General features: G+C 73.1%; 10 protein-coding genes. 9 read left to right on the plus strand and 1 reads right to left on the minus strand.

Going from position 1 to position 12,494, the window contains the following annotated elements; all coding sequences use genetic code 11:
- The first annotated feature begins 10 nt into the window (after window positions 1-10).
- Genes ABD091_RS15445 through ABD091_RS15455 form a run of 3 tightly spaced genes read left to right on the plus strand, consistent with a single transcriptional unit; the run spans window position 11 to window position 2,909 of the window.
- The gene (locus ABD091_RS15445; protein WP_343920023.1) at window positions 11-1,582 is read left to right on the plus strand and encodes a class I SAM-dependent methyltransferase; all 1,572 of its coding nucleotides are present in this window, start codon (window positions 11-13) and stop codon (window positions 1,580-1,582) included.
- Window positions 1,573-1,788, plus strand: coding sequence for a DUF6752 domain-containing protein (locus ABD091_RS15450; protein WP_343920025.1), 216 nt, complete (start codon window positions 1,573-1,575; stop codon window positions 1,786-1,788). The genes ABD091_RS15445 and ABD091_RS15450 overlap by 10 nt, the downstream gene beginning before the upstream one ends.
- Complete coding sequence (locus tag ABD091_RS15455) at window positions 1,788-2,909, plus strand: hypothetical protein (RefSeq protein ID WP_343920027.1); 1,122 nt, start codon at window positions 1,788-1,790, stop codon at window positions 2,907-2,909. Before ABD091_RS15450 ends, ABD091_RS15455 begins: the two co-directional genes overlap by 1 nt.
- Here ABD091_RS15455 and ABD091_RS15460 read toward each other — a convergent pair whose 3' ends face one another.
- Window positions 2,910-3,986: a glycosyltransferase family 2 protein gene (locus ABD091_RS15460; RefSeq protein WP_343920029.1), complete on the minus strand. Its 1,077-nt coding sequence runs from the start codon at window positions 3,984-3,986 to the stop codon at window positions 2,910-2,912.
- Window positions 3,987-4,064: 78 nt separating this feature from the next.
- Here ABD091_RS15460 and ABD091_RS15465 point away from each other — a divergent pair, with 78 nt between their 5' ends.
- The 6 genes from ABD091_RS15465 to ABD091_RS15490 all read left to right on the plus strand — a co-directional run bounded on the left by ABD091_RS15465 (window position 4,065) and on the right by ABD091_RS15490 (window position 12,490).
- Window positions 4,065-5,123, plus strand: a complete 1,059-nt coding sequence (locus tag ABD091_RS15465; protein ID WP_343920031.1) for an endonuclease/exonuclease/phosphatase family protein — start codon at window positions 4,065-4,067, stop codon at window positions 5,121-5,123.
- Window positions 5,116-7,260, plus strand: coding sequence for an acyltransferase family protein (locus tag ABD091_RS15470; RefSeq protein ID WP_343920033.1), 2,145 nt, complete (start codon window positions 5,116-5,118; stop codon window positions 7,258-7,260). The genes ABD091_RS15465 and ABD091_RS15470 overlap by 8 nt, the downstream gene beginning before the upstream one ends.
- 156 nt (window positions 7,261-7,416) lie before the next feature.
- Window positions 7,417-8,781, plus strand: a complete 1,365-nt coding sequence (locus ABD091_RS15475; protein ID WP_343920035.1) for an endonuclease/exonuclease/phosphatase family protein — start codon at window positions 7,417-7,419, stop codon at window positions 8,779-8,781.
- A gap of 64 nt (window positions 8,782-8,845) precedes the next feature.
- Window positions 8,846-10,003 (plus strand): hypothetical protein, encoded by a 1,158-nt coding sequence (locus ABD091_RS15480; protein WP_343920037.1) that lies wholly within the window; start codon window positions 8,846-8,848, stop codon window positions 10,001-10,003.
- 9 nt (window positions 10,004-10,012) lie between these two features.
- Complete coding sequence (locus tag ABD091_RS15485) at window positions 10,013-11,236, plus strand: hypothetical protein (RefSeq protein WP_343920039.1); 1,224 nt, start codon at window positions 10,013-10,015, stop codon at window positions 11,234-11,236.
- Between the two features lie 57 nt (window positions 11,237-11,293).
- A complete protein-coding gene (locus ABD091_RS15490) occupies window positions 11,294-12,490 on the plus strand; it encodes an acyl-CoA dehydrogenase family protein (protein WP_343920041.1) in 1,197 nt (398 codons plus the stop codon).
- Window positions 12,491-12,494 lie beyond the last annotated feature (4 nt).

Consider the following 12,494-nt stretch of genomic DNA (forward strand, 5'->3'; position numbering starts at 1 on the left):
CGGAGAAGCGGTGGCGGGGGCGCGCATCCGGCCCGGGATCAGCAGGGTCGACGACCAGGGCCTGCGGCTGCGCGCCCTCGACGACCGTGCCCTCGACGTCTGCTTCGACGGCCGCCGGGTCTGGACCTTCTGGACCCTGCGCGACACCGAGGGCACCGGCCCGCTGCGGCGGGTCGCGTGGCCGCGGCCGCTGGTCAAGCACCTCGACGGCCGCAGCGTCGTCGCCGTGCGCGACTCGGCTTCGGGCGCGACCTACTTCGAGCAGGAGCTCGCGCTCGGGTCGGGCGCGGGCCGGGTCGAGGTCGTCAGCCCGAAGGGTGTCGAGCTCGGCTTCGACAAGTCCGGGAAGCTCGTGCCGACCTTCGCCGGCCGGTCCGAGCGCGACCTGGGCTCGCTGCTGGACGCGACCGAGGCCGTCGTCGCCGCCCTGCGCGAGTGCGGGCTCGAGCCGTTCCTCGCCTACGGCACCCTGCTCGGTGCCGTGCGGGAGGGTCGGGTGCTCGGCCACGACTCCGACGCCGACCTCGGCTACGTGAGCCGTCACGACACCCCCGTCCAGGTCGCGCGTGAGTCGTTCCGCGTCCAGCGGGAGCTCGCCGAGCGCGGCTTCGCCACCTACCGCTACAGCGGCGGCGCGTTCCGGGTCGACGTCCAGGAGGGCGGCGTCACGCGCGGCCTCGACGTCTTCGGTGGCTTCCTCGACCGCGGTCGGCTCTACCTCATGGGTGAGGTCGGCACCCCGTTCCTCGAGGAGTGGCTGTGGCCGCTGACGACCGCCCAGCTCAGCGGCCGCACGCTCCCGGTCCCGGCACAGCCCGAGCACCTGCTCGAGGCGATGTACGGCGCCGGGTGGAAGGTGCCGGACCCGGCGTTCAAGTTCACGACGCCGGCCCGCACCACCCGAGCGCTCGAGGGGTGGTTCCGCGGCACCCAGCCCGGCATCCGCTACTGGGAGCGCCGCGCCTCCGCGTCGACCAGGGGCAGCTTCCGGGAACCGTCGGTGCTCGCCCGCCGTGCCGCGCGACTGGCCGGGGAGCTGGGCGCCGAGGTGCTCGACGTGGGTGCCGGGCGCGGTGCCGACAGCGTCTGGCTGGCGCGCCAGGGCGTGCCCGTGACGGCCTACGACTACGTGCCGCGTGGGCTGCGCGACGCGGTGGACGTCGCCGCGGCCGAGGAGCTGCCGCTCGACGTCCGTCCCCTCAACCTCACCGAGTGGCGCTCGGTCCTCGCCGAGGGGGCCCACCTCGCCCACGACCCCCGGCCGCGGGTGGTCCTCGCGCGCCACGTCCTCGACGCGACGTCGGCGTTCGGCCGCGAGAGCCTGGCGCGGTTGTGCTCGATGGCGCTGCGCGAGGGCGGTCGGCTGCTCGCCGACCTCCACGTGGTCGACGACGCCGCGGGCGGGGACCGGCCCGGAGACCCGGGCGAGGACGCTCCCGACTGGATGGTGGGGCGCCCCGACGCCGAGGCGGTGGCTACCCTGCTGCGGAGGTACGGCGCCACACGCGTGGTGACCAAGCGGCTGCCGAACCGCGACCGGACGACAGTGAGAATGGTGGGAGAGTGGTCAGCGTGGACCTGAGGACGCTGCGGCCGAGCTCGAGCTCGACCGTACGACGGCTGGAGGAGCGGGTCGCCGACCTCGAGGCCGACCTGGCCGAGATGCGCCAGCACCAGCTGCGGCTGGCCGAGCTCGCCGACGTCGTGCAGGAGCTCCTCGTCCCGGTGGCCCAGCAGGACCGCGAGGCGGTCGACGCCGCGGTCGAGCGGTTCCGGAAGTCCCTGTAGTGGTCGCGAGGGTCTTCGTCCACGTCGGCCTTCCGAAGACCGCGACCTCCTACCTCCAGACGATCCTCTGGTCCCAGCGCGACGCGTTGCGCGAGCGTGGCGTCGTGGTGCCCGGATCCGAGCGGCGTGACCACCTCTGGGCCTCCCGCACCGTCCGCCACGACCCGGCGCAGCGGCGGGCCCCCGAGCACCACCGCACCGCGTGGCGGCGGCTGGTCGAGGAGCTCGGCACCAGCGACGGCACCGGCCTGGTCAGCCACGAGTTCTTCGCGGCGGCCTCGGCCGACCAGGCCCGCGCGATGGTGGCGGAGCTGCCGACCGACGACGTCCACCTCGTCGTCACCGCGCGCGAGCCACTCGGCCTGTTCACGGCCAGCTGGCAGGAGAGCCTCAAGAACGGCGCCACGACCCCGATGCCCGACTACGGCCGCGACGAGTCGCCGAAGCCCACCGCCATCTGGAACTGGCGCACCCTCGACCTGCGGCTGGTCCTCGAGCGGTGGTCGCAGGCGGTGCCGCCCGAGCGGATCCACGTGGTCGTGCTCGACCCGGGGGCACCGCGCGACGACGTGTGGCGCCGCTTCGCCGACGTCGTCGGCTTCTCGCCCGACGGGATCGACCTGTCCGGCTCCTTCCCCAACACCTCGATGGGGGTCGCCGAGGCCGAGACGCTGCGTCGCGTCAACGGTTCGCTCGAGGGGTTCCGCTCCGCGTTCGACCGCGGGGTCTACATCCGGACGTTCCTCGCCGACGAGCGGCTCGTGCCGCGCCGCGGCGAGCGGTTCTGGCCCGAGCCCGACCAGGTGGCCGACTGCCGTCGTCGCGGCGAGGCCGCGGTCGCCCACCTGCGGTCGGCGCCCTACGACGTCGTCGGCGACCTCGACCACCTGCGGGTCCCCGACGAGCTCGAGGAACGCCGCCTCACCGGCTCGGTGACCGACGCCGAGGTGGCCGGGGTCGCGGTCGACCTGGTCGCGACGATGCTCGGCGACGTACGCACCCTGCGGCGCAGGCAGGCGCGCACCCCGGGAGCCACCGGCTCCCGGGTCGTCCGCCGACTGCCGGGCGGCCTGCGGCGTCTCGCCGGCCGCGCGCTGCGTGTGGGCCGCCGCCGCGGCTGATCAGCTGCGGCCGGTCAGTCGGCGCAGCTTGCGGCCCGCGTCCCGGGCGGCGCGGCCCGCGCCGGCCTCCCGCGCCTTGTCGGCGACCTTGTCGGCCACGTGGAACCCGTGCTTGGGGACGGCCCGCAGCTCCTCGACCCGGGCAGCGAGCGCCCGGGCGTCGTCGTCGGCCAGCGGGCGGGCGGGCAGCGGGTCGGTCAACGGGTCGAGCTCGAGCAGCAGCCCGAGCTCACCGAGCAGGTCGACGTCGTCGCGGGTCGTGAGGTCGTAGATCCGCCGCAGGTGCCGGGCCCTGACCTCCTCGGGCAGGTCCTTGGCGATCAGGGTCCGCAGCGCCCGCGCCATCGGCTGGCGCGACTTGCGGTAGCGGGCGTGGCCCGCGCGCGCGAGGGCCTGCCACTTGCGGACGAACTCCTCGCCCGAGACGGCGTCGTAGTGCAGCACGCCGAGCCGCGGGTCCTCGTGGCGCTCCAGGCGGTCGCCGTCGGCCGTGAGCGCCCCGTGGAGGCTGAGCGCATGACCGGAGCGGGGACGGATCCCCGACTTCCCCATGACGTGGCCGTGGAAGTAGGCCTGGTTGGTGGGCTCGCGGATGGCCTCGAGCACGTGGAGCAGCGTGAGGTCGTCCTCGTCGAGCAGCCGCTTGAAGCGCGTGGGCCGGGTGTCGGGGTCCGGCTGGCTGACGGCCTCCCAGGGCGGCAGCCAGATCGCGTCGGCCTCCGCGGGCACCTCGGCGATGGCGTCGCGGTCGAGCCGGGCCACCTCGTCGCCGTCGATGTGGAAGAGCCACTCCGCCCACCCGAACGGCTCGAGCAGCGCACGTGCCCAGTTGGCGTTCATGCGCTGGCGGTCGTTGAGGCCCGAGGGGCGCCCGTCGGTCCACCACTGCTTGCGGCCGGTCCGGATGCAGGTGACCCGGCGCTCGGCGTCGAGCATCGCCGCCACCTCCTGCTGCCCCGGCTCCTGCGGCGCGTCGAGGAAGACGAGCATGTGGTCGACCCCCGAGGCGAGGTTCGCCTCGACGAAGAACCTCACGTTGCCGGGGGAGTCCATGACGGTGGAGGCCGTGACCAGCATGGCCGTCACCCTAGGGCAGGCCCGCGAGCGCCTCGCGACGGATCGGTCGGTGGGGGTCGCCCGTGATAACTTGCGCCGATGCCGAACCCCTCCCACAGGGCGCCCGAGACGGGCGCCAGGCGCCTCTCCCGGGCGGGTGCGGCCCTCCTCGCCGTGGTGCTGGTGGTGCCCGTGGTGGCCGGTGTGGTGATCGCTCGTCGGTTCGACGGTGACGCCGGGGCAGCCACCGCGGCGGCGCAGTCGCTGCCGCGGGTCCAAGAGCTCGTCGACGCCCGCCAGCTGGTGCCCGTACGCCGCGTCGTGGCCGCGACCGAGGTCGAGAAGATCGACCTCGAGGCGCTGCGCGCCGAGCGTGAGGCCGCGAAGGCCGAGAAGGCCGAGAAGGCCGCCACGAGCAACGAACCGTTCGAGGTGCGAGTCGGCAGCTTCAACGTCCTCGGCAGCCAGCACACCGCGCCGGGCGGCGACCGGCAGCGCTACCCACCGGCCTCGACGCGCAACGTCGGCGCCGTCAACCTGATCGGCAAGCACGGCGTCGACATCCTCGGCACCCAGGAGCTCCAGGCCGACCAGCTCGCCGCGCTGACCTCGCGCACGGGCATGGCCGCCTACCCGGGCAACGCGTGGGGCAGCACCGAGACCGACAACTCGATCCTCTGGGACCCCGGTGTCTTCGAGATGGTCAGCGGCAGCCAGTTCACGATCACCTTCATGGGCCATCCCCACCCGCAGCCGATCCTGCGGCTGCGCCACCTCGCGACCGGTCGCGAGTTCTACGTCGTCAACACCCACCCGTCCGCAGGCGGGGGCCGCTACGCCGCGGAGCGCTCCGCCGGCCAGAACGCCCTGGTGTCGGTGGTCAACAACCTGAAGGCGGAGGGAGTGCCGGTCTTGGTCACGGGGGACATGAACGACCGCGAGGCGTTCTACTGCAGCGTGCCGCCGCGCACCGGCCTGGTGGCCTCCAACGGAGGCAGCTACTCCGGCGGCTGCCGGCCGCCCGCGAGCCCGCTCCCGGTCGACTGGGTGCTCGGCTACGACGTCGGCTGGAGCGGCTACTGGCGCGACACGACGCCGGTGACGCAGCGGACCTCCGACCACTACTTCATCAGCGCGCTGGCGAGCTTCGGTGGCTGAGGCCGCCACCCGACCTGGTCCGCTCGGCTTCCGGCCCGACATCCAGGGCATCCGCGCGATCGCGGTGCTGCTCGTCATCGCCCACCACGTCGCGCCGTCGTTCCTCACCGGCGGCTACATCGGCGTCGACGTCTTCTTCGTGGTCTCGGGCTACCTCATCACCGCACTGCTGCTGCGCGAGGCCGACCGCGACGGTCGGGTCTCGCTCGCCGGCTTCTACGCCCGGCGCGCCCGCCGGATCCTGCCCGCCGCGACCCTGGTCACGCTCGTGACGGTCGTCGGCTCGCTGCTGACGCTCTCGCTGCTGCGTACCCAGACCGTGCTCGTCGACGCGCTGTGGGCCTCGGGCTTCGCCGCGAACGTCCGGCTCGCGCTGACCGGCACCGACTACTTCGCCCAGGGTCAGCCGCCCTCCCCGTTGCGTCACTACTGGTCGCTGGCGGTGGAGGAGCAGTTCTACCTCGTCTGGCCGCTGCTGCTCCTCGCCTGCGTCCTTCTCGTACGCCGCCGCGGGGGTGCGGCCGCCGACCTGCGCCGTGCTGCCGGTCTCCTGCTCGGGGTCGTCGTGGTCGCCAGCCTCGCCTGGTCGGTCTACGCGACCTGGGCATCGCCGACGACGGCCTACTACTCGGCCTTCACCCGCGCCCACGAGCTGGCGATCGGCGCGGCCTGCGCGCTGCTGCCGCGCACCCTGCGGCTGCCCGACCGGGTGCGGTTGCTCCTCGCCGCCGGAGGCCTGGTGGTCATCGCGGCCACGGCGTGGACCTACACGCTCCGGACGCCGTTCCCCGGCGTGGCCGCGCTGCTGCCCGTCCTGGCCACGGCGGCCGTGGTCGTGGCGGGTGAGGGCGTGCGCGAACGTCCCTCCGTCGTCGGCCGGCTGCTCGGGAGCGCGCCGATGGTGCGCGTCGGCGACTGGTCCTACTCGCTCTACCTCTGGCACTGGCCGGTCATCGTGCTGGTCCGCAGCAACATCGGACCCGAACGCTTCGACAGCATCGCCGTCCGGCTGCTCGTGCTCGCGGCCGTCTTCGTGCTCAGCTGGGCGACCTACCGCTGGGTCGAGACACCCTTCCGGAAGGGCCGCCCGTGGCAGCGGCTGCGGCCGGCCCTGGCGATCTATCCCGCGTCGGTGCTCGCGGTGGTGCTCACCGTCGTCGCCAGCAGCCAGGTCATGACGTGGCGGCTCGGCGGCTGGACCGACGAGCCCGCCATCACCAGCTCCGACTACGACCCCCAGGTCGTCGGTCGCGACCGCTGGACGTCGCTGGTCAAGGCCTCGGTGCTGGCCGCCGAGGAGGGACGGCCGGTCCCGAGCGACCTGGTCCCGGGCCTGCTCGACCTGAGGGAGCAGACTGCGTCGCTCGGCGACTGCGACTACCGCACCGGCACCACCGAGCTGTGCCCGATCGGCGACGAGGACGCGGAGAAGTCGATCGTCGTGCTCGGCGACAGCCATGCCCGCGCGCTGTCGCCGGCGATCGACGAGATCGGCCGCGAGGACGGCTACCGCGTCTACGTCCTGGTCTACAGCGGGTGCATGGCCACCAGCCTCACCCAGATCGAGCGCAGCACCGGGCGGGCGTGGACCGAGTGCGAGGACTTCAAGGACTGGGCGATGGACACCATCGCCGACCTCGCGCCGGAGCTCGTCGTCGTCTCCACCTCGGCCGGACGGTTGCGCGACCCGGAGAACGGCGCCACCGTGGCCGGCAGCCCCGACCTGGTGCGCTACCACGAGCTGCTCCGCCAGGGCTGGCGCGACCTCTTCGAGCAGCTCGACGCGGTGTCCGGCGACGTGGCGATCGTGGGCGGCACCCCCAAGCTCCCCCGCGAGACCGGCGTCTGCCTGAGCCAGGGCCATCCCGACCTGGGGGAGTGCGCCTTCGAGCCCGGGAAGTACGCCGCGCGCGAGGCCCGGACCTCGTTCGCGGCCGGCCGCGACGCCGGTGTCGTGGTGGTCGACGCGAAGCCGTGGTTCTGCGCCGACGGGCTCTGCCCGTCCGTCGTGGGCGACTTCATCACGATGCGCGACTCCGAGCACGTGACGCCCGACTACGCACGCTGGCTGGCGCCGGCGCTGGCCGAGCGGCTGGGTCTGCCGCGGCTCGCGGGAGCCGACTCGGCCGCCGACTGAGTCGGACCGACACCCCCTCTGACCTGCGGAAACTACACGTCTGTAGTTCCCTGGAACCGATTGCGTGTGACCTCTGGGGATGGTGTGATTCCTGTGACTCAGCCCCCCGGCAGGCCTCTTCCCCCCGGCCTCCCGCCGTCCCCCGAGGAGCCCCCCATGCCTCCCGCGCCGCCCTCGTCCAGGCCCCGCGTGAAGTCCGCCGCCGCCCGTCTCACCGCCTGCGTCGCCGCCGCTGCGACCGGCCTCGCCGCCCTGCTGGCCGCGCCCTCCCCGGCGTCCGCGGGCGAGACGGAGGGAGCGCCGTTCGCCACCCCCAGCGCGGTCGTCGCGATCCAGGCGAACATCAAGTCCGACCTGTCGACGGAGCGCTTCCGCGCCGACGTCGCCGACGTCCTGGCGATGCGCCCCGACGTGGTCACCTACAACGAGGTGCCGCTGCGCTACGACGACGTGCTCGCCCCCGAGGGCTACGACGTCTACCGCAAGATGAAGAACCGCTACACCAAGGCCACGGCGGTGGCGTGGCGCAGCGACCGGTGGACCGCGGTGGACCAGGGCACGATCCGGGTCTCGAACTACCGGAAGGTCCCGCGCAACCGCAACATCATGCTCGGGCTGCGCTTCGCGAACTGGGTGACGCTCCAGGACGCCGACGGCCGCACCATGTCGGTGGTGGCCGCCCACGTCGCGCCGCTGGACCGGAACATGCCCGACCTGCTGCGGCCCTCGGTCCGTCGGATCGGTGGGCTCGTGGAGCAGCTGTCGGCCTCCGGGCCGGTGCTGGTCGGCGGCGACTTCAACGTCCACTACAAGAGCGGCCGCTACCCCCGTGACCTGCTGACCGAGGCCGGGATGGTGCCGACCTACGACACCCTCGACAGCTTCTTCGCCACCGGCGACCACCAGGGCGCGACCATCGACTACCTCTTCAACCGCGGCGCCGACCTGCTCGGGGCGACCCAGCACAAGCCGGTCGAGCTCCGCTCCGACCACGACGCCGTGGTCGGCGGGTTCGACTGGACCACCGACAGCCCCGAGGACACCCAGCGCCTCGCCAGCGACCCGGCCGGCGACGCCGCGGAGAAGCGACGCGCGATCAGCGCCATCACCGAGGCCGTCGTCGCGACCGAGCCGGGCGACCGGCTCGACGTCGTCGGCACCGGGCTCGCGATCCGCGTGGTCTTCCGCAAGCTGCGCTCCGCGATGAAGCGCGGTGTCGAGGTGCGCTACCTGACCCGCAGCCCGGAGCTGACGCGCCGCGAGCGCGGCCTCACCCGCGTCGCGGCGGAGCTCGGCACGAGCAGCGTCGAGCAGTGCACCGGCGACTGCCTCCGGGCGTGGCGGAAGTCCGGGATGTCCCGCACCTTCGTGCTGCGCAGCGGTGGCGGCCGCGCGGTCCAGCGGATCGACGCCAACCGCATCCTCACCAGCGTGATGCTCCAGGAGCGCACCCGCGTCGTGGTGCGCACCGGTGAGATCGGGCTGGCCGAGGGCGAGGAGCTGCTCGCGCAGCTGCGCTGAGCAGGCGTCGCCGTCCCCCACCGGGGTTTGCCGCGGGTCGCCCGATTGCCGTAGGAGTGTCCCCATGCCCGACACCGGGACGCCCCGACGCGTCTTCCTCCACCTCGGCCTGCAGAAGACCGGCACGTCCTACCTCCAGGGCGTGCTCCAGCAGAACGCCGGGGTCCTGGCCGACCAGGGCCTCGACCTGCTGCCGGCCGGCCGGCGCGAGGCCTTCGAGCTGATGCTGGTCGTCCGCGACCGGTTCAACCCCGAGCGCGATCCCGCCAGCGCGGCGGGTGCCCTGGAGCGGTTCTCCGCGGCGCTGGACGCGGCCCCCGGCGACCGGGCCCTGGTGAGCCAGGAGTCGCTCGCGGCCTCGCGGCCGCCCCAGGTACGCCGCCTGCTCGACGCGTGCGGCGACCGCGAGGTCCACGTGGTGCTCACCGTGCGCGACCTCGCGCGCCAGCTCCCGTCGTCGTGGCAGCAGGAGCTCAAGTCCGGCAAGACCGAGTCGTGGGGCGACTACCTCGCCCGGCTGCGTGACTACCAGGAGCGCGGGCTGACGCGGCACCCGTGGATCCAGCTCGACCCCCCGACGGTGCTCGCACGCTGGGCCGAGCACCTCGCGCCGGAGCGGATCCACGTCGTCACCGTGCCGCCCCGCGGCAGCCGCACCGACCTCCTCCTGGCCCGCTTCTGCGAGGTCCTCGGCGTCGACCCCGCCACGTTGGAGCCGTCCGCTCGGGCCAGCAACACCAGCCTCGGGATGGCCCAGGCCGAGCTGCTGCGCCGGGTCAACGGTGAGCTGAGCGCGGAGCACCGGCGGCGCCAGGTCTACGGCGACGTCGGCAAGCGGTTCTTCGCCTCCCAGGTCCTGGGACAGCAGCAGGGCGACCGGATCCTGGTGCCGGACGACGTCCGGGGCTGGTGCGTGGCCGTGGCCGAGCAGCAGGCGGAGGCCATCCGCGAGGCCGGCTACGACGTGGTCGGCACGCTGGAGGACCTCCGCTGCTTCGAGTCCGCCTTCGACCCGGGCGACCCGACTCCTGCCGAGCCCGACGTCGCCGCGGCGGCCGTCGCGGCACTCGGCACCGTCCTGACCCAGCGCTCCGAGGCGGCCGTGCGGCGGCGTACGGCGGGGGAGCGGGAGGGCGGCCTCCGCGGGCGCCTCCGGAGGCTCGCGGGTGGGGGTCGCGAGGGCGACGCCGCCCCTGATGACCTCGACGACGACGAGTCCTAGTCTGTGCTCGTGACCCCCGACGAGGGACGGCAGCGGCTCTACTTCCACATCGGACTCCCGAAGAGCGGCTCGACCTATCTGCAGGCAGCGCTCGGCAACCACCGCGAGGCGCTCAAGGACCGCGGCTTCGTCTATCCCTACGTGCGGCAGGAGGGGATGTTCCTCGCCGCGGTCGAGATGGTCGGCAGCGCCCGCCGGTGGGGCCAGGACCCCGACGACGTCGCCGGGACCTTCGCCCACCTGCTGCGCCGGGGCCGTCGCCTCGGCGGGACGGTCGTGATCAGCCACGAGATCTTCGGGTCCGCCGGGCCGAACCGGATCGAGGCGATGCGTGAGCAGCTCGAGGGCTTCGAGGTCCACCTCGTCGTCACCGCCCGCGACCTCGGCCGCACGGCCACGGCCGAGTGGCAGGAGCAGGTGAAGAACGGCGAGGCCGACACCTTCGCCGAGTTCACCGCCGGCCTGCTCGACGGACTGCCGGAGGATCCTGCGGACGACGCCGGCTTCTGGCGGTCCCAGAACCTCGGCCGGCTGCTCGAGCGCTGGTCGGCCGTCGCGCCGCCCGAGCACACCCACGTCGTGCCCTGCCCCGGGCCGGGAGCACCGAAGTCGCAGCTCTGGGAGCGTTTCGCCGACGCGGTCGGCCTCCCCGTCGACGTCGTCGACCTCGACCGGGTGCCGCGCAGCAACGAGTCCTTGGGCACCGCGCAGGTCGCGCTGCTGCGCGAGGTGCTCGTCGAGGTGGGCGACCGGCTGCCCCAGCCGTGGCACTCCCGGATCGCCAAGCGCTGGTTCGCCCAGACGCTGCTCACGCGCGGCCGGTCGTCGAAGCCGGCGACCCCGTCGGAGCTCGCCGAGTGCTTGACCCCGGTGTCCCGCCACTGGATCGACACGGTCCGGGCCGGCGGCTACCAGGTCCACGGCGACCTCGACGACCTGCTCCCGGTCGCGGCGCCGGAGGGGTCGCCCCATCCCGACGACGTCGACCGGCTCGCCCAGCTCGACCACCTCCCCGAGGTGCTGGCGGAGATGCTGGTGCGGGTCCGTGAGGTCAGCGCCCGCGCCGAGGGGCTCGACGGCGACGTCGCCGCCCTGACCACCGAGCGCGACGCGCTCGCCGCGGAGGTGGCCGAGCTGCGCGCCACGACCTGGCGCAAGCCCGGACCGCTGGTCCGGTGGCAGGGTCGAGTCCGGGAGCGTGGAAAGGGTCACAGTCAGGAGCCGGGGACGTGACTCGCCGGTAGCCTTCCTGCGGACCCGACCACGGGGCGCGACGAAGGGAGCATCACCATGGGCCGCCTGTGCCAGACCGACGGACTGACCGAGGACCAGCAGGAGATCCTCAAGGCGGTGCGCACCTTCGTGGAGGAGAAGATACTTCCCGTCGCCACCGAGCTCGAGCACGCCGACGAGTACCCCACCGAGATCGTCGAGGGCCTCAAGGAGCTCGGCATCTTCGGGCTGATGATCCCCGAGGAGTACGACGGGCTCGGCGAGTCGCTGCTCACCTACGCGCTCTGCGTCGAGGAGATCGCTCGCGGCTGGATGAGCGTCTCGGGCGTCATCAACACCCACTTCATCGTCGCTTACATGCTGATGCGCCACGGCACCGAGGAGCAGAAGCGGAAGTACCTGCCGAAGATGGCGGCCGGCGAGATCCGCGGCGCCTTCTCGATGTCCGAGCCCGGTCTCGGGTCCGACGTCGCGGCGGTCAAGACCAAGGCCACCCGCACCGACGACGGCGGCTACGAGCTGACCGGGCAGAAGATGTGGCTGACCAACGGCGGCTCCTCGACCCTGGTCGCGGTGCTGGCCAAGACCGACGAGGGCGAGGACTCGGTCTACAAGAACATGACGACCTTCCTGGTCGAGAAGGAGCCCGGCTTCGGCGAGACCGCCCAGGGCGTCACCGTCCCGGGCAAGATCGACAAGATGGGCTACAAGGGCATCGACACCACGGAGATGGTGTTCGAGGGCCACCGGCTCCGCGCCGACCAGGTCCTCGGCGAGGCGCCCGGCCAGGGGTTCTACCAGATGATGGACGGCGTCGAGGTCGGCCGCGTCAACGTGGCCGCCCGCGCCTGCGGCATCGCCAACCGTGCCTTCGAGCTCGGCATCGCCTACTCCCAGCAGCGCGAGACCTTCGGCAAGCCGATCGCCCAGCACCAGGCCGTGCTCTTCCGGCTCGCCGAGATGGCGACCAAGGTCGAGACCGCCCACTCGATGATGGTCCGCGCGGCCCGGATGAAGGACTCCGGCGAGCGCAACGACGTCGAGTCCGGGATGGCCAAGATGCTCGCGTCGGAGTACTGCAACGAGGTCGTCGAGGCGTCCTTCCGGATCCACGGCGGCTACGGCTACTCCAAGGAGTACGAGATCGAGCGGCTCTACCGCGAGGCCGCGTTCATGCTGATCGGCGAGGGCACCTCCGACATCCAGAAGATGATCATCGGGCGGAGCCTGCTGAAGGACTACGCGCTGAAGTGAGGTT

Source organism: Nocardioides aestuarii (assembly GCF_039527245.1).
GTDB classification, from domain to species: Bacteria; Actinomycetota; Actinomycetes; order Propionibacteriales; family Nocardioidaceae; genus Nocardioides; species Nocardioides aestuarii.

Bases quoted from the DNA above. Each gene is read 5' to 3' on its own strand.
- ABD091_RS15480 (WP_343920037.1), top strand. From the start codon at position 8,846: ATGCCCGACACCGGGACGCCCCGACGCGTCTTCCTCCACCTCGGCCTG.
- ABD091_RS15475 (WP_343920035.1), top strand. From the start codon at position 7,417: ATGCCTCCCGCGCCGCCCTCGTCCAGGCCCCGCGTGAAGTCCGCCGCC.
- ABD091_RS15460 (WP_343920029.1), bottom strand. From the start codon at position 3,986: ATGCTGGTCACGGCCTCCACCGTCATGGACTCCCCCGGCAACGTGAGG.
- ABD091_RS15490 (WP_343920041.1), top strand. From the start codon at position 11,294: ATGGGCCGCCTGTGCCAGACCGACGGACTGACCGAGGACCAGCAGGAG.
- ABD091_RS15465 (WP_343920031.1), top strand. From the start codon at position 4,065: ATGCCGAACCCCTCCCACAGGGCGCCCGAGACGGGCGCCAGGCGCCTC.